Source organism: Streptomyces sp. NPDC053048, assembly GCF_044547045.1.
Taxonomy (GTDB): domain Bacteria; phylum Actinomycetota; class Actinomycetes; order Streptomycetales; family Streptomycetaceae; genus Streptomyces.
The window spans coordinates 184,212-205,221 of sequence record NZ_JBITZS010000006.1 but is presented as its reverse complement, the minus strand read 5'-3'; the positions used below and the strand labels follow the sequence as shown (position 1 = coordinate 205,221).

Sequence of the window (21,010 nt, the reverse complement as noted above, 5' to 3'; positions counted from 1 at the left end):
AGGAGAGCCTGGACCCATGGGACTGCGTACGAAGATCGGGGTGGCGATCACCGCGACCGCCGCACTGGTCGCCGTCCTCATCGGCCTCGTCGTCCACCACCGCACCGCCGTCAACCAGCTCGAGACCGCCCGCGACGCCCTCGACCAGCGCCTGGCCTCGGCCGCCGAGGACCACGCCGCAGGAGTCGACCGCCCGCGCGTGATCCTCAACCCCTACCGCATGCCCGCCCCGCTGCGGCGGGCCGCCGAGCAGGGCAAGCGCGCCACCTACCTGGACCGGTCGGGCCCCGAGCCCGTGCTGTGGGGCGCCACCCGGGTCGGCGACGACATCGTCGTCCTCAAGCACTCCTACCTCCGCCAGGCCCGCAACCTGCGCGGCCTGGACGAGGACCTGTGGCTGGCCGGGGGAGTGGGCACCGCCCTCGCCGGGATCGTCGGCGTGGGGCTGGCGACCGTGGCCGGCCGCCGCCTCAACGCCTCCGCGCGCACCGCCGAGCGCATCGCGGACGGCGACCTCACCGCCCGGCTCAGGCCCCGGGGCGGCAAGGACGAGATCGCCCGCCTGACCCACGCCGTCAACACCATGGCCGACGCCCTCGCCGCCCGCATCCAGGCCGAGCGCGAGGTCACCGCCAACATCGCCCACGAGCTGCGCACCCCGGTCGCCGGGCTGGTCGCCGCCGCCGGGCTGCTGCCGCCGGGCCGCCCGGCGGAGATGGTCCGCGAGCGGGCCGAGCATCTGCGCTCACTGATGGAGGACGTCCTGGAGGTGGCCCGCCTCGACGCCGACACCGAGCACGCCGAGACGGACCTGCGGGCGCTGGGCGAGCTGACCCGGCGCGCGGTGCGCGCGGCGGCCGGGCCCGGTCAGGAGACGGCGGAGGTACGGGTGGTGGCCGACTGCCTGGTCGAGACGGACGCCCGGCGCGTGGAGCGGATACTGGCCAACCTCGTCACCAACGCCTTCCGGCACGGCTCGGCGCCGGTGGTCGCCGAGGTCGACGGCGGCGTCATACGGGTGCGCGACCAGGGGCCCGGCTTCCCCGCCCACCTGCTCACGGGCGGCCCGCAGCGCTTCCGCACGGGCTCGGGCGCGGGCCTCGGCCTGGGCCTGACGATCGCCGCGGGCCAGGCCCGGGTGCTGGGCGCGCGGCTGACCTTCGCCAACCCGGCGGACGGCGGCGCCCAGGCGACGCTGGACCTGACCGGCTCGGTGCGGGAGGCACCACCGGAGGGTGAGGGCGGTTCCGCCGGTGGGGGACGCTGACGTGCGGGGCGCCGGGACGGGACGGACAGTGGGAGCCATGAACGAGAACGTCCTCCACGACAACGTCCTCTTCCTGTCCGTGTCCTCCCCCGACAAGGGCCACCGGGCCCTGGACGCGCTGCGCCGGGCCCACGCCGACGGCGACCTGACGCTGCGCGAGGGCGCGGTGATCGCGCGGGACGCGGAGGGCGCCCTGGACTTCCCCGACGCCGTCGACAACACCGGAACGGCCCGCGCCTTCGCCATGGGCGGCCTGCTCGGCGGGCTCCTGGGCATCCTCGGCGGACCGCTCGGCGTCATGGTCGGCTTCGGCGCGGGCGGCCTGATCGGCGGCGTGCACGACGCCCGCCGGGCCACCGCCTCCAACGCCGCCCTGGAGATGCTGGCGGCGGAGGTGCCGCCGGGCAGCACGGTGCTGATGGCCGAGGTGCGCGAGGAGGGGCCCGAGGCGGTCGACCGTACGCTCGCGCCGTTCGGGCAGGTGCGGCGCTACCCGGCGGAGAAGGTCCGCGAGGAGGTGGAGGCGGCCATGGCGGCGGGCCACGGGGGCGGCTCCTAGCGGGCCGGCCTCAGCCGCCGGCGAGCGGCTTCGCGAAGCACCGGCTGCCGTCGTGGAAGCGGTACATCCCGAACTTCGGCACCACCGGCTCGTACCCGCTGGAGAGGTACAGGGCGATCGCCTCGGGCTGCTTGTCGCCGGTCGAGAGCACCATGCGCGTACGGCCGGCCGCACGCGCGTCGTCCTCGAGCGCGGCCAGGATGCGCCGGGCCAGCCCGCGTCCGCGCGCCTCGGGGACCACGAACATCCGCTTCACCTCGGCGTCGCCGTCCGCGTACTCCTCTTCGTTCTTCTCCATCGAACGCCACCCGCCGGTGGCCAGCGGAGTGCCGTCGATGTCGTACGCGATGAGATACAGGCCACGCGGCGGGGCGAACTGGGCCGGGTCCATGCGGACCAGATCGGTGTCGCCGTACCGCTCGACGTACTCCGATTGCACCTGGTCATCGAGTTTTGCGGCGTCGGGATGGGTGTAGTCGACAGGCAAGATCTCCATTGCGGAATCGTACGGTCGTGCGGCCGGTGGTCGGCAGGGGCGGAGGGAAGTCGGTATCGTGCCGGGAATGCCGAACCTGACCGTAACCACCGCAAATGTGAACGGGCTGCGTGCCGCCGCCAAGAAGGGCTTCGTGGAGTGGCTGGCCGGGACCGAGGCGGACGTCGTCTGCCTCCAGGAGGTCCGCGCCGAGGCCCACCAGCTCCCCGACGAGGTGCGCGAGCCGGAGGGCTGGCACGTCGTGCACGCCCCGGCGGCGGCCAAGGGCCGGGCGGGCGTCTCGCTCTACTCCCGGCGCGAGCCGGACGCGGTGCGCGTCGGCTTCGGGTCGGCGGAGTTCGACGGCAGCGGGCGGTACGTGGAGATCGACCTGCCGGGCGTGACGGTCGCCAGCCTGTACCTGCCCTCGGGCGAGGTCGGCACGGAGCGCCAGGACGAGAAGGAACGCTTCATGGCGGAGTTCCTGCCGTACCTGGTGGCCCTGAAGGCCCGCGCCGCGGCCGACGGCCGCGAGGTGCTGGTGTGCGGTGACTGGAACATCGCCCACACCGAGGCCGACCTGAAGAACTGGAAGGCCAACCGCAAGAGCGCCGGCTTCCTCCCCGAGGAGCGGGAGTGGCTGACCAAGGTCTTCGCGGAGTACGTGGACGTGGTCCGCGCCCTGCACCCGGGCGTCGAGGGCCCCTACTCCTGGTGGTCCTACCGGGGCCGCGCCTTCGACAACGACTCCGGCTGGCGCATCGACTACCTCGTCGCCACGCCCGGCCTCGCGGCCCGCGCCCTGAAGGCCCGCGTGGAACGCGCGGCGACCCACGCCGAACGTTGGAGCGACCATGCCCCGGTGACGGCGGTTTTCGGGGCGTAGGCCTGCGGGCGGGGGCGGGGGCTGGTATACAGGAACGGCCTGCTGCGGGGACTGGAAGCTTTAGCTCGTGGCGGGTGAGCCGAATGGGGTGCCGTACGGGGCCTATTGGTGCTAGGCCCCGCCGGTGCCCTTGGCCGCCGGTGTTGTGTGTGAAGCAGGAACGCCCGCCACAGGGACTGAACCCCGTGACGGGCGAGCCGAGCAGGGTGCCGTACGGGGCCTATTGGGTGTAGGCCCCGCCGGTCATCCCCTGCCGATCATCATCAACACGAATGCGATGAGGGCGGCAAGCAGCTCGACCCAGGGTTTGGCTGCTTGTGCCCATCGCTTCACCCGATGCCAGTCGACCGGCGGCTTCGGCTTCCTATGAACGGCGCCTCTCCTCGGTTCGGAGACTCGCCGACTGCGAGGCTCCATAAGGAACCTCGGACGCGACGCCACTCGACGCCGCGCCCGAGACCCCTGGCTGGAGCCCCGAACGCGGCGGGCCGACCCGAGGGTCAGCGAGAGCGCCGTATGGCCTTCACGACGGGAACTCTACGTCCGCCCTCCATCAACTCGCCGCCGTTTGCGGGAGTTTGTGGAGGGGTGTGGGCGCTCCGAGAGGCGCCCGTGGGTCTCCGGGGGGCGCGCGAGGCGCGCCGTGCTTCCAGCGCCCCGGCCCCCATGGCACCCCACCCCCGCAACCCGCGGTAACTCGCGTTGTCCACAACCATGTACGACCGGTAGCCCTCTCCCCTACGCTCGCCACTGTGCCAGTAATCGCTGGCACCGTTGTTGCGAGATGTGTCGACCGGGAGGCGCGGCATGGCCGAGCATGAACGTCAGCACGTGCGGGTGGCGGTGATCGGGTCCGGCTTCGGGGGGCTGGGGGCGGCGATCCGGCTGCGCCGGGAGGGCGTCACCGACTTCGTCGTCCTCGAGCGCGCCGGTGCCGTCGGCGGCACCTGGCGGGACAACACCTATCCCGGCTGTGCCTGCGACGTCCCCTCCCACCTGTACTCCTTCTCCTTCGCCCCCAATCCCGAGTGGCCGCGCAGCTTCTCCGGGCAGGAGCACATCCGCGCCTACCTCGAGCACATCACGGACACCTTCCGGCTGCGGCCGCACATCCGGCTCAACTCCGAGGTCAGAGCGCTGCGGTGGGACGCGGACGAGCTGTGGTGGGAGGTCGACACCGCCGACGGGGCGGCCTATGCCGCCGACGTCGTCGTCTCCGCCACCGGTGCCCTCTCCGACCCCAGCGTCCCCCGCATCCCCGGCCTCGACGGCTTCCCCGGCAAGGTCTTCCACTCCGCCCGCTGGGACCACGACTACGACCTGCGCGGCAAGCGCGTCGCGATGGTCGGCACCGGCGCCTCCGCCGTCCAGATCGTGCCCAGCATCCAGCCGGAGGTCGGCCGGCTCACCCTCTTCCAGCGCACCCCGCCATGGGTCCTGCCGCGCTCCGACCGCCGGATCAGCGCCGCCGAGCAGTGGCTGCACACGCGCGTGCCGGCCACCGGGGCGCTGCGGCGCGGCACGCTGTGGGGCATCCGGGAGCTGCAGGTCGGCCTGTTCACCAAGTGGCCCGACCGGCTCAAGCTCGTCGAGCGCACAGCGCAGTCCCACCTGCGCAGGGCCGTCAAGGACCCGGCGCTGCGCGCCAAGCTCACGCCCGACTACCGCATCGGCTGCAAGCGCATCCTGCTGTCCAACGACTACTACCCGGCGCTCACCCGCCCCAACGTCGACCTCGTCGCCTCCGGCCTCGCCGAGGTGCGCGGCTCCACGCTCGTCGCCGCCGACGGCACCGAGGCCGAGGCGGACGCCATCGTCTTCGGCACCGGCTTCCGGATCACCGACATGCCGATCGCCACCCGCGTGACCGGCGTCAACGGCACCACGCTCGCCGAGGAGTGGAAGGAGGGCATGGCGGCCCTGCGCGGCGCCAGCGCCGCCGGGTTCCCCAACTTCCTGACCATCATCGGCCCCAACACCGGCCTCGGGAACAGCTCGATGATCCTGATCATCGAGTCCCAGCTGAACTACCTGGCCGACTTCCTCCATCAGCTCGACACCCTCGGCGGCCGGGCCGCGCTCGACGCCCGCCCCTCGGCCGTACGCGCCTGGAACCGCGGAATCCAGCGGCGCATGGGCCGTACCGTGTGGAACACCGGCTGCAAGAGCTGGTACCTGGACGCGGCCGGCCGCAACACCACGCTCTGGCCGGGCACCACCGCCGAGTTCCGCAAGGTCACCCGGCGGGTGGACCTCGCCGAGTACCGGATCACGCGGTTGCCCCGAGGACGGCGCGGCACCGTCGGCGCGCGGGCGGCCGCCCGATGAGCGCCCGGACGGGTCTGCGGGGACAGGTCGCCGTCGTCACCGGGGCCGCGCGCGGGGTGGGCGAGTTGCTGGCCCGCAAGCTGGCCGCGCGCGGCGCGAGCGTGGCGCTGGTGGGCCTGGAGCCGGAGGAGCTGCGCCGGGTCGCGGGCACACTGCGCTCCGACGCCGCCCACTGGCACGCCGACGTCACCGACCACGAGGCGATGACGCGCGTGGCGGGCGAGGTCAAGGACCGTTTCGGCAAGGTGGACGTCGTCGTCGCCAACGCCGGTGTCGCCACCGGCGGTCCGCTGGCCGTGTCCGACCTGGGCGCCTGGCGCCGCGTGATCGAGGTCAACCTCGTCGGCAGCGCCGTCACCGGCCGCGCCTTCCTGCCCGTCCTGTCCGAGAGCCGTGGCTACCTGCTGCAGGTCGCCTCCCTCGCCGCGCTCGCGCCCGCGCCGCTGATGACCGCGTACTGCGCGTCCAAGGCGGGCGTCGAGGCCTACGCGCACAGCCTGCGCGCCGAGGTGGCGCACAAGGGCGTCCGGGTCGGGGTCGCCTATCTGAGCTGGACCGACACCGACATGGTGCGGGGCGCGGACGAGCACGAGGTGATGCGCGAGATGCGGCGGCGGCTGCCGTGGCCCGCCAACCGCACCTACCCGCTCGGCCCCACCGTCGACCGGCTGGTGGCGGGCATCGAGCGGCGCTCGGCGCATGTGTACGGGCAGGCCTGGCTGCGGGCGATGCAGCCGTTGCGGGGCGTGCTGCCCGGTCTGCTCGCGGCGGGCGGCGCCCGCGAGATGCGCCGTGCCGAGCCGCGGCTGGGCGGCGGCGGGCCCATGGGAATGGTGGGTGCGGGCGGAGCCGCGGACACCGAGGCCAGGATCCGGGCCGGGGCGAGGAGGGAAGCCGGGACCACGGCGAGCACGGAGCGTAACTGATCGAAATGCGCGGTTCGTCCCGGCGTGTGAGGCTGGTCGCGGCCCAACACCCCGACTTCCCTAGGAGGGAACCCCGCATGGGCATCAAGGACGAGATGCAGGGCAAGGCCCAGAAGGCCAAGCAGAAGGCCGAGAAGGCCAAGCAGCAGGCTCAGCAGAAGGGCCAGCAGACCCAGGACAAGCTCAAGGAGCGCCAGCAGCAGGGCCAGCAGCAACAGCAGCAGAGCCGGCAGCAACAGCAGCAGGGCCGTCAGCAGTCCCTCGACGACATCCAGGGCGAGATGGACGACCGGCTGTAGGCCTCGTGCCGGATGCCGTGAACGCGTAGGGCGCACCCCCTGTCGGGTGCGCCCTACGCGTACGCGACAGGGGGTGCCCCCTCACCCGCGTGGCGGCAGCTTCGGCCGGCGCAGGTCCGGCACGTCCCGGTAGTCCGGCGGGTCCGGCGCCTTGACCTTGTGCCGCTCCAGCATCTCCAGCGCCAGCCGGACCGCGTCGTCCAGCTGCTTGTGCCGGCCCTCCGCCCAGTCCAGCGGGGTGCGGTCGACCTCGATGTCCGGCTCGACGCCGCGGTTCTCCACCCCCCAGCCGTACTCCCGGAACCAGGCGGCGTTCATCGGCACGGTGATCGAGGTGCCGTCGACGAGCCGGTGCCGGCCCGTCATGCCGACGACCCCGCCCCAGGTGCGCAGGCCGACCACCGGCCCGATGCCTTGCAGCCGGAACGCCGCCGTGATCATGTCGCCGTCGGAGGAGGTCATCTCGTCGGCGATGGCGACGACCGGGCCGCGCGGCGCGTTGGAGGCGTACGACACCGGCTGGGCGTCGCGCGTGAGGTCCCAGCCGATGATGGTGCGGGTCAGCTTCTCCAGCACCAGCTCGCTGATGTTGCCGCCCGCGTTGCCCCGTACGTCCACGATCAGGGCCGGCCGTGACATCTCCATCCGCAGGTCGCGGTTGAACTGGGCCCAGCCCGAGCCGCCCATGTCGGGGATGTGGAGGTAGCCGCACCTGCCGCCGCTCAGTTCGCGGACGACCGCGCGGCGCTTGGTGACCCAGTCCTGGTAGCGCAGCGGCCGTTCGTCGACCAGGGGCACGACGGCGACCCGCCGCGCGTGCTCCGCTCCCTCGGGCGGCCGGAACGTCAGCTCCACCGTCGTGCCGCCCGCCGCCGCCAGCAGCGGGTACGGGCCGGTGACCGGGTCCACCGGCCGGCCGTCGACGTGGGTGAGTGCCCAGCCCTCGCGGATGCCGGAACCGGCCAGCGGGGAGCGCGCCTTGGAGTCGGATGACTCGCCGGGCAGCACGCGCCGCACCGTCCACGAACCGTCCTTCTGGTGGGTGAGGTTGGCGCCGAGCAGGCCGATGGCGCGCTGGTAGTGGGGCGGGCCCTCGTTGCGGCGGGCGGGCGTGACGTACGCGTGCGAGGTGCCCAGCTCGCCCAGGACCTCGCGCAGCAGGTCGGCGAACTCGTCGGGGGAGGCGACGCGTTCGACCAGCGGCCGGTACTGCTCGAGTACCCCGTCCCAGTCGACGCCGCACATGCCCGCCTCCCAGAAGTACGCCCGTACGATCCGGCCCGCCTCGGCGTAGGCCTGCCGCCACTCGGCGGCCGGGTCGGCCACGTGCTGGATGCGCCGCATGTCGACGTAGACGGTGGTGTCGGAGTCGCCGGGGTCGGTGGCGGGGACGACCCGCAGGTCGCCCTCGTCGTTGACGACCAGCCGGGTGCCGTCGCCGCTGACCGCGAACCAGTCGACCGAGGCGGTGAGTTCGGTGCGCTTGGCCTTGACCAGGTCGAAGTGCTCCAGCGTCGGGCGGCCGGAGGTCTCGGCGGGGTTGGCGAAGGTCTCGCCGAGCGCGCCGGAGATCGGCCAGCGCAGCCACACCAGGCCACCGCCGTGCACCGGGTGCAGGGAGGAGTACTTCGAGGCGGCCACCGGGAAGGGCGTCACCCGGCTCTCCAGCCCCTCCGCCTCCACGGTGACCGCGCCCTCGGTGTCGCCGGTGTCGTCCAGGTCCAGGCCGCCGCCGGCCGGGCGGCCCTCGGTGGACAGCGCGAACGGCGAGGGCGTCGCGGAGGACAGCGGTACGAGGTAGGGGCGGCAGCCCAGTGGGAAGGACAGGTCGCCGGTGTGCACGTCGTAGACGGGGTCGAAGCCGCGCCAGGAGAGGAAGGCCAGGTAGCGGCCGTCGCGGGTGAAGACCGGCTGCTCGTCCTCGAAGCGGCCGTTGGTGACATCCATGACCGTCCGGTCCGAGAGCCGGGCGATCCTGATCTGGCGCAGCGAGCGCCCGATGCCCGGGTGCGACCAGGTCAGCCAGCCGGAGTCGGGGGAGAAGGCCAGGTCGCGCACGGGGCCGTTGACGGACCGGATCAGCTCGGTGACCTCGCCGGTGCCCTCGGGGGAGGCGTCCACGAGCAGCAGCCGTCCGTCGTGCGCGGCGACCGCCAGCCGCTGGCCGTCCGGCGAGGCCAGCAGTTCGTGCACGCGGCCGATGCGGCCGCCCGCCAGGCGGCGCGGTGCCGCGGCGCCGGCGGCGCGCGGCAGCTGGGCGATCTCGACGGCGTCCTCGCCCTCGGCGTCCGTCACATAGGCCACTCGCCCGGTGGATCCCAGCATCTCCGGCGAGCGCACCCGTACGCCCGGGGTGTCGGCGATGGCCCGCGCCGGGCCGTCGCGGTGGGTGAGCCAGTACAGGCTGCCGCGGACGCCGACCGCGCTGGCCCGGCCCGTGCCGTCCACGCTCAGCGCCTCGACGTGGCGGGCGGCCTGCACCTGGTACGGGCGCCGCCCGGCGCGCGGCCCGCCGAGCCGGACGCCGACGCGGCGCGGGACGCCGCCCGGCCCGAGGTCGTCGGCCAGCCAGACCTCGCCCGCGCACTGGTAGACCACGCGCCTGCCGTCGGTGGAGGCGTGGCGGGCGTAGAAGTCCGCGTGGTCGGTGTGGCGGCGCAGGTCGGAGCCGTCGGGCCGGCAGGAGTAGAGGTTGCCGACGCCCTCGTGGTCGGAGAGGAAGGCGATGCGGTCGCCGACGAACATCACCGAGTCCAGGTGGCCGTTGAGGTCGGGCAGCAGCCGGGCGCACTGCAGCCACAGCCGTCCCGTGGCGCCGCCGCGGTAGCGCTTCCAGGAGGCGGGCTCGTGCGGGGGCTTGCCGGTGAGGATCAGCGTTCGGTGCTCGCCGGCCACGTCGGCGACGGCGATGTCGGAGAGCGGGCCCCAGGGCAGCTGGCCGCCGGGGCCGCCGTCGGTGGGCACCTTGTAGGCCCAGGAGTAGTAGGAGAACGGCTGTCCGTGCGAGCTGACGGCCAGGATCTGCGAGACGCCGTCCTCCGGCGGGGTCCAGCCGCAGACCCGGGTGTCGGTGCTGCCCCAGTAGGTGAGCCGGCGGGCGGTGCCGCCGTCGGTGGACACCAGGTGGATCTCGGGGTCGAGGCTGCGCCAGCTGGTGAAGGCGATGGCGCGTCCGTCGGGGGAGAAGCGTGGGTGGCCGACCCTGGTCCGGTCGACGGTCAGCCGCCAGGCCCGCCCGGCGCCGTCCCCGGGCCCGGCCAGCGGGGCCAGCCACAGGTCGTCCTCGGCGGCGAAGCAGAGCAGGTCGCCGTGGAGGTGGGGGAAGCGGATGTAGGCGTCGTCGCTCACGCATTCCATGGTTCGGGCGGGTGAGGAGCGCGGCAACTCGGTCCGTGACGGAGAACACCATCGAAACGGTCCCGTTTCGATCCGGTACGGAAGCTTCCGGGCTTACTCTCGAACAGTACGAAACCGTTTCGTACGACTTCGCTCCCGAGGAGGTGCGGCATGACGACGGAACCACCCAAGCCGGCGGTCCGCCGCACCCGGCTGACGCCCGAGCGCGAGGCCGAGCTCTACGAAGCGGTGCTCGCGCTCCTGCGCGAGGTCGGCTACGACGCCCTGACGATGGACGCCGTGGCCGCGCGTACGCACTCCAGCAAGGCCACCCTCTACCGCCAGTGGAAGGGCAAGCCGGAGCTGGTGGCGAGCGCCCTGCGGCACGACAAGCCGGTGAGCCTGGCGGACATCGACACCGGGACGGTGCGCGGTGACCTGCAGGCGATGGTGTGCGACGCCGACGGGGAACGGATGGAACGGGACGCCGCCCTCATGCGGGGGCTCCAGCGTGCGATCCACGACAGCCCCGACCTCAACCGGGCGCTGCGCGAACTGCTGATCGAGCCGGAGATCGCCGGCCTCGAGACGATGCTGCGCCGCGCGGTCGACCGGGGCGAACTCGCCCCGGACAACCCCGCGCTGCCGTATGTCGCGCACATGGTGCTGGGGGCCTTCATGGCCCGTCCGCTGGTCGAGGACCGGCCCGCGGACCCCGGGTACCTCGCCCGTTACATCGACGCCGTGATCCTCCCCGCCCTCGGCGTATGAATCCTCGATTAGCCCCCCACCAAGGCTCCACCTGACGCGCCGCTCTCGTCGTCGGGCTGGGGTTCCCCGTACCCAGTTCCTTACCGATCCGACTCGACGGGAGCACAACCCTTCGTGGCCACGTTCCTCTACAAACTCGGCAGACTCTCCTACCGCCGCCGCTGGTACTTCGCCCTCATATGGGTGCTGCTGCTGGTGCTCGCGGGGGCGGGCGCCGCCACGGCGTCCAAGTCCACCGACAACGACTTCTCCATACCCGGGACCGAGGCGCAGCAGGCGTTCGACCTGCTGGAGAAGCGTTTCCCCGGTAACAACGAGCAGAACGCGTCCGCCCGCGTCGTCTTCAAGGCCCCCGACGGCCAGAAGCTGACCGACGCCAAGAACAAGGCGGCAGTCGAAAAGGTCATCGGCGAGCTGCGGCGCGGCGAGCAGGTGGCCGCGGCCGTCGACCCGTTCCAGGGCAAGGCCGTCAACCAGAACGAGACCGTCGGCTACGCCTCCGCCGCATACAAGGTCAAGTCCGACGAGCTGACCGAGGACGCGCGCGAGAACCTCAAGGACGCCGCCCAGCACGGGCGCGACGCCGGGCTGACCGTCGAGGTCGGCGGCAGCGTCCTGCAGCAGATGCCCGAGGGCGGCTCGGAGGCCATCGGCATCATGGTGTCGGCGGTCGTCCTGCTGATCACCTTCGGCTCGCTGGTCGCGGCCGGCCTGCCGCTGCTGACCGCCATCATCGGCGTGGGCATCGGCGTCTCCTCGATCGCGGCGCTCGCGCCCGTCCTGGACCTGTCCGCCAACACCTCGACGCTCGCCATGATGATCGGCCTCGCCGTCGGCATCGACTACGCGCTGTTCATCGTCTCCCGCTACCGCGCGGAGCTCGCCGAGGGCCGCGAGCGCGAGGAGGCCGCGGGCCGGGCGGTGGGCACCGCCGGTTCCGCCGTGGTCTTCGCGGGCCTGACGGTCGTCATCGCGCTGGCCGGCCTCGCCGTCGTCAACATCCCCATGCTGACGAAGATGGGCATGGCCGCGGCCGGCACGGTCACCATCGCCGTCCTCATCGCGCTGTCCCTGATCCCGGCGCTGCTGGGCTTCGCGGGCAAGCAGGTGCTGGCCCGCAAGGTCCGCAAGGCGAAGCCGGACGCCGTCGTCGAGGACAAGCCCAACGCGGGCACCCGCTGGGCCCGTCTGGTGCTGCGCCGCCCGGTGCTGGTGCTGGCGGCCGGTGTGATCGGCCTGGGCGCGATCGCCGTGCCCGCGGCCTCCCTGGAGCTGGGCCTGCCCGACGACGGCGCCGCCTCCAAGAACACCACCCAGCGCAAGGCCTACGACCTGCTGTCCGAGGGCTTCGGCCCCGGCTTCAACGGCCCGCTGATGATCGTCGCCGATGTGGCGGGCAACAAGGACGCCAAGGGCGCCCTGCAGCAGGTCCAGGACCGGCTGACGAAGCTGGACAACGTGGCGACGGTGACGCCCGCGCAGTTCAACAAGGCCGGTGACGCGGCCACTCTGCTGGTCGTGCCGAAGTCCAAGCCCACCAGCACCCGGACCGAGGACCTGGTCCACGCGATCCGCGGCGAGAGCGGCTCGATCGCCTCCGACACGGGCGCGAAGGTCCTGGTCACCGGCGCGACGGCGATGAACATCGACGTCTCGCAGAAGCTCAACGACGCGCTGCTGCCCTACCTGGCGCTCGTCGTGGGCCTGGCCTTCCTGCTGCTGATGATCGTCTTCCGGTCCGTGCTGGTGCCGCTGAAGGCCGCGCTCGGCTTCCTGCTGTCCGTCGTCGCCGCGCTCGGCGCGGTCGTCGCGGTCTTCCAGTGGGGCTGGCTGGGCGACCTGTTCGGGGTCGAGGAGACCGGCCCGATCATGAGCATGATGCCGATCTTCATGGTGGGCGTCGTCTTCGGCCTCGCGATGGACTACGAGGTCTTCCTGGTGACGCGCATGCGCGAGGCCTTCGTGCACGGCGAGCGGCCGGGCGAGGCCATCGTGACCGGCTTCCGGCACGGCGCGCGCGTCGTCACGGCGGCGGCCGTCATCATGATCAGCGTCTTCGCGGGCTTCATCGGCTCGTCGGAGCAGATGATCAAGATGATCGGCTTCGGCCTGGCGATCGCGGTCTTCTTCGACGCGTTCGTGGTGCGGATGGCCGTCGTCCCGGCGGTGCTGGCGCTGCTGGGCCGCTCCGCCTGGTGGCTGCCCGGCTGGCTGGCCAAGGTCCTGCCGAACGTGGACGTGGAGGGCGAGGGCCTGCGCAAGCGCCTGGAGACGACGCCGGAGCCGTCCGGTGCCGCGGCCGGCGACGCGGACGAGAAGCGCGAGCCGGTCGGCGTCTGACGCGTTCGGCGTGATGCCGATGCGGATGGCGATGCGTGTGCCGACGCCGTGAACGGCCGGGGCCCGGGTTCCTTGCGGAACCCGGGCCCCGGTGCGTTGTCGAGGCGCCCCGCTACGAGACCGACGTGCTCGTCGAGCAGGCCGGATCGGTGGTGTCGGAGGGACAGTTGCTGCCCGCCGTGGTGGAGGTGACCTTGTTGCCGAGCTGCTTGTTGCCGTGCTGCTGCTGGTCGCCGTGCTGCTTGGCGGACGGGTCGGCGTGGTGGACCTTCACCGAGTAGCCGACCGTGGCCTTGGTGCCGGGCGCGAGGTCGCCCGTCCACGACAGCTCGGGGGAGGCGAACGAGACCGAACCGCGGTCCGCCGTCGCGTCGTTGTTGTACGTGGCGTCGTCCAGGACGCCCGAGAGGTTGTCGCTGAGCTTCGCCCCGGCGATCGGGGTCGAGCCGTTGTTGGTCACCGTCACCGTGTAGCGCACGGTGTCACCGGGGTGCGCGGTGGTGCGGTCGACGCTCTTGTGGATCTGCAGCGTGGCGGCGGGCGGGGTCACGGGTGCCGGGAGGGTGACCGGGGGAGTGTCGGACGCGACGGCGGTCCCCCCGACGGCGATGGCGCACACGCCCAGCGTGCCGAACAGGATCCTGGTCAGGTGGTGGCGCAAGACAGCGGGTCCTCTCAGATCTGATGAATGGCCTTCCGCTTAACGCCTTGCACCATGGTCCGACCCTCTATGCGTAAACCACCTGATGCGGTGATCGCGGCGTCCCGCCCGCTTACGGCGTCCCCGTTCACGGCGTCCTCGGGCGGCCCGCGCGCAGCGCCCCCCGCAGCCCCACGTTGCCGATCAGGATCCCGCCGTCCACCGGCAGCGTCACGCCCGTGATCCACGCGGCGTCCTCCGACGCCAGGAACGCCACGGCCGCCGCGATGTCCTCCGGGCGCCCCACGCGCCCCAACGGGTAGTGTTCCGCCGCTCGTTGGAGTGACGCCTCGCGCCCGGCCCAGCCGGGGGTGGCGACCGTGCCCGGCGCCACCAGGTTCACCCGCACGCCCCGGGCCGCGCACTGGCCCGCCAGCGTCCTGGTCAGGCTCGCCAGACCGGCCTTCGCGGCGCTGTAGGCGTGGGCGCCGAAGTCCTGTTCGCCGTTGACGGAGCCGATGTTGACGACGCAGCCGCGGCCGCCCGCCGCCTCCAGGTGGGGCATGGCCGCGCGGGCGCAGCGCAGGGCGCCGGTCAGGGTGATGTCCAGGTCCAGGGCCCAGTCCTCGTCCCGGACGTCCTCCAGCGACTCCGGGTCCTGGTGGAAGGAGTAGGCGTTGTTGACCAGGACGTCGAGACGGCCGAAGCGGTCCACCGCCGTGGCCACCGCCGCGTCGGTCTGCTCCCGGTCGGCCACGTCGCACAACGCCGCCTCGGCGGTGAGCCCTTCCGCCCGCAGCGCGGCCGCCGCCTTCGCCGCGCGCTCCCCGTCGATGTCCGTCAGCAGCACCGCCGCGCCCTCCGCGGCCAGCCTGCGGGCCGTCGCCTCGCCGATGCCCCGGCCCGCGCCGGTGATCAGTACCGCACAGCCCTCGAAACGTTTCGTCGGCGCCATGCGGCCAGCACTACCCCGCCAGGGACTTGGCAACCGCCCGGACCAGCGCCTGCGCGCGCGGATCGGCCGTCACGTTCTTCTGCATGCCGTTGGTGACGTACCCGAACGCGATCCCCGCCTCCGGGTCCGCGAAGGCCAGCGAGCCGCCGCGGCCGGGGTGGCCGAACGAGCCGGGGGCCAGCAGCGGGGAGGACGGGCCGTGCAGCATGTAGCCCAGTCCGAAGCGGGTGCCCACCACCAGGACGCGGTCCGGGCCCGCCGACTCCTCCGTGCGGGCCATGGTCAGCGTCGCGGGCGCGAAGAGACGGCGGCCGCCGTCCACGACGCCGATGAGCGAGGCGTAGAAGCGGGCCAGCGCGTCCGCCGTGGCGATGCCCGCCGAGGCGGGGAGCTCGGCGGCGCGGTAGGCGGGGTCGTTCTCGTCGGCGAGCGGCTCGATCGCGGCGAAGGCGCGCCGGGTGAGCGACGCCGGGTCGCGGTAGGCGTCCGTGACGGACGCCTTCGGGCGCACCCGCAGGCCCGCCGACGCCGCCGGCACCGGCGCCTCGATGTCCGCTATGCGGCCCACCCGGCCCCGCTCCGCCTCCGGCAGGCCCAGCCACAGGTCCAGGCCCAGCGGCCCCGATATCTCCTCGGCCACCCACTCGCCGATGCTCCGCCCGGTCACCCGCCGCACCAGCTCGCCGAGCAGCCAGCTGTAGGTCTGCGCGTGGTAGCCGTGGTCCGTGCCCGGCTCCCACGCCGGCGCCTGCGCCGCCACGGCACGCGGGCCGCTGACGCCGTCGATCGCCTCGGCCGGGGTGAGCGGGGTGTCCAGGACGGGCAGCCCGGCCCGGTGCGCCAGCAGGTGCCGTACCAGCACGCGCTCCTTGCCGTTCGCCTTGAACTCCGGCCAGTACGTGCCGACCGGCGCGTCCAGGTCGACCTGCCCGCGCTGGTGGAGCAGCAGCAGGACAGCCGCCGCCACGCCCTTGGTGGCGGAGCGGACGACCTGGGCGGTGCCGCGCTGCCACGGCTCCTCGCCGCCGTCCGCGTCGCGCAGCCCGCCCCACAGGTCGGCGACCTTGCGCCCGTCCCGGTAGACGGCCACCGCCGCGCCACGCTCGCCGCGCCGCGCGAAGTTGTCCGCGAAGGCGTCCCGGACCGGTTCGAAACCGTCCGCCACCGTGCCCTGGACGTCCACCACTGTTGTCCGCTCCCGCTCGTGCCGATCACTGCAAATCCACCCACCATGGTGCAACGCGATCGGCAGTGCTCCCGACCAGGGGGTCACCCGCGCACGGTCACCGAGCGCGGATCGAAGCCGAACGGCAGCTCCAGCCGGTGCGCGCGCATCAGCTCCTCGTCGCACAGCAGCTCCCGCGTGGGGCCGTCCGCCGCGATGACGCCGCCGCTGAGCACCACCGACCGTTCGCACAGCTCCAGCGCGTAGGGCAGGTCGTGCGTGACCATCAGCACAGTGACGTCCAGCGAGCGCAGGACGTCGGCGAGCTCGCGGCGCGAGGCGGGGTCGAGGTTGGAGGACGGCTCGTCGAGGACGAGGATCTCCGGCTCCATGGCCAGGACCGTGGCCACCGCCACCCGCCGCCGCTGCCCGAAGGAGAGGTGGTGCGGGGGCCGGTCCGCGAAGGCGGACATGCCGACCCTCGCCAGCGCCCGCTCCACGCACGCCGCCAGCTCGGGCCCGCGCAGCCCGGCCGTCGCCGGGCCGAAGGCGACGTCCTCGCGCACGGTGGGCATGAACAGCTGGTCGTCGGGGTCCTGGAAGACGATGCCGACCCGGCGCCGGACCTCGGCGAGGTTCCGCTTCTCCACCGGCAGCCCCGCCACCCGCACCGAGCCCGCGCCACCGCCCAGGATGCCGTTGAGGTGCAGCACGAGCGTGGTCTTGCCGGCGCCGTTGGGGCCGAGCAGGGCGACGCGCTCGCCGCGCCCGACGGTCAGGTCCACGCCGAAGAGGGCCTGGTGGCCGTCGGGGTAGGCGAAGGCCAGCCCCGACACCTCGAGGGAAGGGGTCATGTCAGCATCCATCCGGTCAGGCGGACCGCCAGCGCGGCCAGCGGCAGTGCGGCCGCGTACGCCCACTGCGCACGCGTCGCCGTCACCTCGTCGATCACGGGCATGGCCCCCGTGTAGCCCCGGCTGACCATCGCCAGGTGCACGCGTTCCCCGCGCTCGTACGAGCGGATGAACAGCGCCCCCGCGGACGTGGCCAGCACCCTCCAGTGCCGCACCCCGCGCGCGGTGAAGCCGCGGGATGCGCGGGCGACGCGCATGCGCCGCATCTCGTCGGTGATCACATCGCCGTAGCGGAGCATGAAGGATGCGATCTGCACCAGCTGTTGTGGCATCCGCAGGCGCTGCAGCCCCAGCAGCAGCGCGCGCAGCTCGGTCGTCGAGGCCAGCAGCACGGACGCGGCCACGCCCAGCGTCCCCTTGGCGAGGATGTTCCAGGCGCCCCACAGGCCCGGCTCGCTGAGCGACAGCCCGAGGACGTCCACCCGCTCGCCCCGGGCCACGAACGGCATCAGCAGCGCGAACGCCACGAACGGCACCTCGATCAGCAGCCGCCGCAGCACGAGCCCGGCCGGGACGCGGGCCGCGCCCGCCACCAGCGCCAGCAGCAGCGCGTACAGGCCGAAGGCCCACAGCGCCTCGCGCGGGGTGGACACCACGACGAGGACGAAGCAGAAGACGGCGGCGATCTTGCAGTGGGGCGGCAGGTCGTGCACGGGGGAGCGCGCGGCCAGGTAGAGCCGGTGCGCGTGGCCCGCTCCCATCTCAGGCGGTCTCGGCGGACGAGCCGGACGAGGCCGACGAGGCTCGCGACGCCTCCGCCGCGCGGCGTCGGCGGACGACGACGAACACGCCGGTGCCCACCGCCAGCGTCGCCCCGACGCCGATCACCCCGGCGAGCCCGCCCGAGATCCGCTCGTCGCCGACGTCCTCGACCTGGTAGTCCGCCAGGGGCGAGTCCTTGGCCGCGTGGTCCTCGGCCTTGCTGTCGATGCCCTTGTCGTGGGCGACCTTCTCCAGGCCGTCGGGGCTGGTGGAGGCGTAGTAGCTGACGAAGCCGGCGAGCGCGAGGGCCGCGACGAGGCCGACGGCCCCGATCCGGCGGGCCGAGCGCGGGGCGGCCGTGGAGACGACCGGCTCGATCACCGCACCCTCGGGCGTGCGCAGCTCCAGCGGCCTGGCCAGGCCCTGGGCGCCGTACACCAGGTCGGGGCGTACGGCGATCACCGCGCCCACCGTCAGCGCGGTGATCGCCGCCTCGCCGAGGCCGATGAGGGTGTGCACGCCGACCATGGCCGTGAACACGGTGCCGACCGGCACGTCGGTGGTGCCGCCCAGCGCGTACAGCAGCGTGAAGGCCGCGGCCGCCGCGGGGACGGACACCAGCGCGGCCACGAACGCGGCGGCGGTGACCGAGGGGCGCCGGCGCGGCAGCAGCTTCACCAGCGGCCGGAAGATCGCGTAGGCGACGACCGTCGTGACGACCGCCATGACGCTGATGTTCACGCCGAGCGCCGTCAGCCCGCCGTCCGCGAAGAGCACGCCCTGCATCAGCAGCACCACGGATATACAGAGGACCCCGGTCCAGGGGCCCACGAGTATCGCCGCCAGCGCCCCGCCCAGCAGATGCCCGCTCGTGCCGGCCGCGACGGGGAAGTTCAGCATCTGCACGGCGAAGACGAAGGCCGCCACCAGCCCGGCGAGCGGGGCCGTCCTGTCTCCCCCATAGCTGGACGCATGGGAGGTACCCCCATGTTCTCTGCGGGCGCCTCGCAGGGCGACGGCGACGGAGGTGGCGGCGACGGCCCCCGCCGCGAGGGACACCGGCGCGTCGATGAACCCGTCGGGTACGTGCATGGCGGAGCTCCGTCCGTTCGCTCGGCAAGGTGGTCCGGTCGTTGACCGCCCGACGAACCGCTCGATGATAGGGGCGGCCTGCGAACGAGTGGCAAGAGCGTGTGGCATGCGACTGCGCGCCCCTCGCTCAGCCCCACGCCCGCCAGAGGTGGCGAGGCGGGACAACTCCCCAAATGCTGGGCACGGGAGGTACGTCACGATGACCACGGCCACCGCGCCCGCCCCACAGGCCCCGCCCGCTCTCAGCCGCCGCCGCACCAACCTCGTCTTCGTCACGATCGTGCTCGGCATGCTGCTGGCCGCGCTGGACCAGACGATCGTCTCGACCGCGCTGCCGACGATCGTCGCGGATCTCGGCGGCGGCGGGCACATGGCCTGGGTGGTGACGGCCTATCTGCTCGCGGAGACGGTCTCGACGGTCCTGGTCGGCAGGTTCGGCGACCTGTTCGGCCGGAAGGTGATCTTCCAGATCAGTGCGGTGGTCTTCGTCGGCGGCTCGGTCTTCGCGGGCGCGGCCAACTCCATGCTCATGCTGATCGCCGCCCGTGCCGTGCAGGGCGTCGGCGGGGGCGGGCTGATGGTGACGGCCATGGCGCTGATCGCCGACGTCATCCCGCTGCGCGAGCGCGGCAAGTACCAGGGCGCGCTCGGCGCGGTCTTCGGCGTGACCACGGTCGTCGGGCCGACGCTCGGCGGCGTCTTCACCGACCACGCCACCTGGCGCTGGTGCTTCTACGTCAACGTCCCCGTCGCGATCGTGATGGTCGCCATGGCGGCCCGGACGATCCCGGTCGTCCGCTCGGCGGTCCGGCCCGTCGTCGACTACGCGGGCATCGTGCTGGTGGCGCTCGGCTCCTCCGGGCTGGTGCTGGGGCTGGAGTGGGGCGGCACCGAGTACGCCTGGGACTCGGCGGTGATCATCGGGCTGTTCGCGGGGGCGGTGGCGCTGCTGACCGCGTTCGTCTTCGTGGAGCTGCGCGCCCAGGAGCCCATGCTCCCCATGCACCTCTTCCGCAACCCCGTCTTCACCGTCTGCTCCGTCCTCAGCTTCATCGTCGGCTTCGCGATGCTCGGCGCGCTGACCTATCTGCCGACCTATCTGCAGTACGTCGACGGGGTCTCCGCCACCATGTCGGGTGTGCGGACGCTGCCGATGATCGCCGGGCTGCTGGGCACCTCGATGCTCTCCGGCACGGTCGTCAGCCGCACCGGCCGCTACCGCGTCTTCCCCATCGCCGGGATGGCCGTCACGGCCCTGGGCCTGTACCTGATGTCGACGATGGGCCGGTCGACGGGCGTGTGGCTGGAGTCGCTGTACATGCTCGTCCTCGGGCTCGGCATCGGCCTGGCCATGCAGGTGCTGACGATCGCCGTGCAGAACACGGTGGCCTACGCGGAGCTGGGCACCGCCACCTCCGGCGTCACCTTCTTCCGCACCCTCGGCAGCTCCTTCGGCACGGCCGTCTTCGGCACCCTCTACAGCGGCCGGCTCGAACCCAACCTGCTCGACGCCCTCGACCGCGCGCCCGGCGTGGTGCCCGTCCAGGCCGTGCTCAGCCCCCAGGGCCTGCGGCAGCTGACGGAACAGCAGGCGGCGCCCGTCATCGACGCCTACGCGGCCACCATCGACTACGTCTTCCGGTGGGTGGTGCCGGTCGCGCTGCTGGGCTTCGTGGTGGCGTGGTTCCTCAAGGAGGTGCCGCTGCGCGACAGTGCGCGGGCCGGGGCCTCCGACATGGGCGAGGCGTTCGCCGCGCCGGACTCCGCCGAGGCCGACCGGCAGCTGGAACGGGCGGTGGCGGGCGTCATGCGCCGGGAGAAGGACGGACCGGTCAGCCGGCAGGTCCTCGAGGCGTCCGGCAGTCCGCTCGACCCGGTCGAGGCGTGGACGCTCGGCCAGATCCACTGGCGGCTGCGGGTACGCGGCGAGGCGAGCCTGTCGTCGGTGGCGGCGGCCCACCGGATGCCGCCGGAGGTCCTCGAGCCGGCCTTCGCCCGCGCCGAGCGGTCCGGGTACGCGCGCGTGGACGGCGACCGGCTGCGGCTGACCCCCGCCGGTGAGGCGGAGCTCGACCGGCTGGGCGCGGCCTGGCGCGCCTGGCTGGCCGAGCGCCTCGACGACTGGGACATCACCGACCCCCGGGACCGCGCCCGCATGGACCGCGCCCTCGACAGCCTGGCGGCCCGCCTGCTGGAGGAGGACGAGCACGCGCGCGAACGGACGGGCGTGTGACGAGCCCGTGGTCTCCTCGGCGAGCTCCTCGCACGGCGGCACACGGCCGGTCGAGTGAACAAGTCCGGCAAAGAGTGTGATGTCCGTACTTCGGTGAACTCCTCAAGGAGCTGCATTGGCAT

At 73.1% G+C, this 21,010-nt stretch carries 17 protein-coding genes; 9 read left to right on the top strand and 8 right to left on the bottom strand.

The features are described 5' to 3' along the window. Positions 1 to 16: 16 nt before the first annotated feature. Complete coding sequence (locus ACIG36_RS17570; RefSeq protein ID WP_399928128.1) at positions 17 to 1,267, top strand: ATP-binding protein; 1,251 nt, start codon at positions 17 to 19, stop codon at positions 1,265 to 1,267. 37 nt (positions 1,268 to 1,304) lie between these two features. Then, positions 1,305 to 1,826 (top strand): DUF1269 domain-containing protein, encoded by a 522-nt coding sequence (locus ACIG36_RS17565; protein WP_399928125.1) that lies wholly within the window; start codon positions 1,305 to 1,307, stop codon positions 1,824 to 1,826. Between the two features lie 10 nt (positions 1,827 to 1,836). Here the strand turns inward: ACIG36_RS17565 and ACIG36_RS17560 are convergent, their stop codons facing one another. After that, on the bottom strand, positions 1,837 to 2,322 hold the full coding sequence (locus ACIG36_RS17560) for a GNAT family N-acetyltransferase (RefSeq protein WP_399928122.1): 486 nt from the start codon (positions 2,320 to 2,322) through the stop codon (positions 1,837 to 1,839). A gap of 67 nt (positions 2,323 to 2,389) precedes the next feature. On the opposite strand from ACIG36_RS17560, the gene ACIG36_RS17555 reads away from it, so the two are divergent. The 4 genes from ACIG36_RS17555 to ACIG36_RS17540 all read left to right on the top strand — a co-directional run bounded on the left by ACIG36_RS17555 (position 2,390) and on the right by ACIG36_RS17540 (position 6,740). Then, on the top strand, positions 2,390 to 3,187 hold the full coding sequence (locus tag ACIG36_RS17555; RefSeq protein ID WP_399928119.1) for an exodeoxyribonuclease III: 798 nt from the start codon (positions 2,390 to 2,392) through the stop codon (positions 3,185 to 3,187). An 807-nt stretch (positions 3,188 to 3,994) separates the two neighbouring features. Next, positions 3,995 to 5,515, top strand: a complete 1,521-nt coding sequence (locus ACIG36_RS17550; RefSeq protein ID WP_399928116.1) for a flavin-containing monooxygenase — start codon at positions 3,995 to 3,997, stop codon at positions 5,513 to 5,515. Next, the gene (locus ACIG36_RS17545) at positions 5,512 to 6,441 is read left to right on the top strand and encodes an SDR family oxidoreductase (RefSeq protein WP_399928113.1); all 930 of its coding nucleotides are present in this window, start codon (positions 5,512 to 5,514) and stop codon (positions 6,439 to 6,441) included. The genes ACIG36_RS17550 and ACIG36_RS17545 overlap by 4 nt, the downstream gene beginning before the upstream one ends. Positions 6,442 to 6,518: 77 nt before the next feature. Then, positions 6,519 to 6,740: a hypothetical protein gene (locus tag ACIG36_RS17540; RefSeq protein ID WP_399928109.1), complete on the top strand. Its 222-nt coding sequence runs from the start codon at positions 6,519 to 6,521 to the stop codon at positions 6,738 to 6,740. Positions 6,741 to 6,821: 81 nt separating this feature from the next. Here the strand turns inward: ACIG36_RS17540 and ACIG36_RS17535 are convergent, their stop codons facing one another. Beyond that, positions 6,822 to 10,097 (bottom strand): S41 family peptidase, encoded by a 3,276-nt coding sequence (locus ACIG36_RS17535; RefSeq protein ID WP_399928106.1) that lies wholly within the window; start codon positions 10,095 to 10,097, stop codon positions 6,822 to 6,824. A gap of 150 nt (positions 10,098 to 10,247) precedes the next feature. On the opposite strand from ACIG36_RS17535, the gene ACIG36_RS17530 reads away from it, so the two are divergent. After that, positions 10,248 to 10,847, top strand: a complete 600-nt coding sequence (locus ACIG36_RS17530; RefSeq protein ID WP_399928103.1) for a TetR/AcrR family transcriptional regulator — start codon at positions 10,248 to 10,250, stop codon at positions 10,845 to 10,847. Positions 10,848 to 10,961: 114 nt separating this feature from the next. After that, positions 10,962 to 13,187 (top strand): MMPL family transporter, encoded by a 2,226-nt coding sequence (locus ACIG36_RS17525; RefSeq protein WP_399928100.1) that lies wholly within the window; start codon positions 10,962 to 10,964, stop codon positions 13,185 to 13,187. Between the two features lie 112 nt (positions 13,188 to 13,299). Here ACIG36_RS17525 and ACIG36_RS17520 read toward each other — a convergent pair whose 3' ends face one another. The 6 genes from ACIG36_RS17520 to ACIG36_RS17495 all read right to left on the bottom strand — a co-directional run bounded on the left by ACIG36_RS17520 (position 13,300) and on the right by ACIG36_RS17495 (position 18,655). Continuing rightward, on the bottom strand, positions 13,300 to 13,848 hold the full coding sequence (locus tag ACIG36_RS17520; RefSeq protein WP_399928097.1) for a hypothetical protein: 549 nt from the start codon (positions 13,846 to 13,848) through the stop codon (positions 13,300 to 13,302). Between the two features lie 127 nt (positions 13,849 to 13,975). Further along, a complete protein-coding gene (locus ACIG36_RS17515) occupies positions 13,976 to 14,782 on the bottom strand; it encodes an SDR family NAD(P)-dependent oxidoreductase (protein WP_399928094.1) in 807 nt (268 codons plus the stop codon). 10 nt (positions 14,783 to 14,792) lie between these two features. Further along, positions 14,793 to 15,968: a serine hydrolase domain-containing protein gene (locus ACIG36_RS17510; protein ID WP_399928092.1), complete on the bottom strand. Its 1,176-nt coding sequence runs from the start codon at positions 15,966 to 15,968 to the stop codon at positions 14,793 to 14,795. Between the two features lie 83 nt (positions 15,969 to 16,051). Further along, positions 16,052 to 16,801, bottom strand: coding sequence for an energy-coupling factor ABC transporter ATP-binding protein (locus ACIG36_RS17505; RefSeq protein ID WP_399928089.1), 750 nt, complete (start codon positions 16,799 to 16,801; stop codon positions 16,052 to 16,054). Next, positions 16,798 to 17,562 (bottom strand): cobalt ECF transporter T component CbiQ, encoded by a 765-nt coding sequence (gene cbiQ / locus ACIG36_RS17500; RefSeq protein ID WP_399928087.1) that lies wholly within the window; start codon positions 17,560 to 17,562, stop codon positions 16,798 to 16,800. The genes ACIG36_RS17505 and cbiQ overlap by 4 nt, the downstream gene beginning before the upstream one ends. A 1-nt stretch (position 17,563) precedes the next feature. After that, positions 17,564 to 18,655, bottom strand: a complete 1,092-nt coding sequence (locus ACIG36_RS17495; protein ID WP_399928084.1) for an energy-coupling factor ABC transporter permease — start codon at positions 18,653 to 18,655, stop codon at positions 17,564 to 17,566. Positions 18,656 to 18,854: 199 nt separating this feature from the next. Between ACIG36_RS17495 and ACIG36_RS17490 the strand changes: the two genes are divergently transcribed. Then, complete coding sequence (locus tag ACIG36_RS17490) at positions 18,855 to 20,888, top strand: DHA2 family efflux MFS transporter permease subunit (protein ID WP_399928082.1); 2,034 nt, start codon at positions 18,855 to 18,857, stop codon at positions 20,886 to 20,888. Positions 20,889 to 21,010 lie beyond the last annotated feature (122 nt).

Excerpts from the sequence above, each read along its gene's own strand:
- ACIG36_RS17530 (WP_399928103.1), top strand. The coding sequence starts at position 10,248 with ATGACGACGGAACCACCCAAGCCGGCGGTCCGCCGCACCCGGCTGACG.
- cbiQ (WP_399928087.1), bottom strand. The coding sequence starts at position 17,562 with ATGGGAGCGGGCCACGCGCACCGGCTCTACCTGGCCGCGCGCTCCCCC.
- ACIG36_RS17555 (WP_399928119.1), top strand. The coding sequence starts at position 2,390 with ATGCCGAACCTGACCGTAACCACCGCAAATGTGAACGGGCTGCGTGCC.
- ACIG36_RS17495 (WP_399928084.1), bottom strand. The coding sequence starts at position 18,655 with ATGCACGTACCCGACGGGTTCATCGACGCGCCGGTGTCCCTCGCGGCG.
- ACIG36_RS17560 (WP_399928122.1), bottom strand. The coding sequence starts at position 2,322 with ATGGAGATCTTGCCTGTCGACTACACCCATCCCGACGCCGCAAAACTC.
- ACIG36_RS17490 (WP_399928082.1), top strand. The coding sequence starts at position 18,855 with ATGACCACGGCCACCGCGCCCGCCCCACAGGCCCCGCCCGCTCTCAGC.
- ACIG36_RS17505 (WP_399928089.1), bottom strand. The coding sequence starts at position 16,801 with ATGACCCCTTCCCTCGAGGTGTCGGGGCTGGCCTTCGCCTACCCCGAC.
- ACIG36_RS17535 (WP_399928106.1), bottom strand. The coding sequence starts at position 10,097 with ATGGAATGCGTGAGCGACGACGCCTACATCCGCTTCCCCCACCTCCAC.
- ACIG36_RS17565 (WP_399928125.1), top strand. The coding sequence starts at position 1,305 with ATGAACGAGAACGTCCTCCACGACAACGTCCTCTTCCTGTCCGTGTCC.
- ACIG36_RS17540 (WP_399928109.1), top strand. The coding sequence starts at position 6,519 with ATGGGCATCAAGGACGAGATGCAGGGCAAGGCCCAGAAGGCCAAGCAG.
- ACIG36_RS17550 (WP_399928116.1), top strand. The coding sequence starts at position 3,995 with ATGGCCGAGCATGAACGTCAGCACGTGCGGGTGGCGGTGATCGGGTCC.
- ACIG36_RS17545 (WP_399928113.1), top strand. The coding sequence starts at position 5,512 with ATGAGCGCCCGGACGGGTCTGCGGGGACAGGTCGCCGTCGTCACCGGG.
- ACIG36_RS17570 (WP_399928128.1), top strand. The coding sequence starts at position 17 with ATGGGACTGCGTACGAAGATCGGGGTGGCGATCACCGCGACCGCCGCA.
- ACIG36_RS17515 (WP_399928094.1), bottom strand. The coding sequence starts at position 14,782 with ATGGCGCCGACGAAACGTTTCGAGGGCTGTGCGGTACTGATCACCGGC.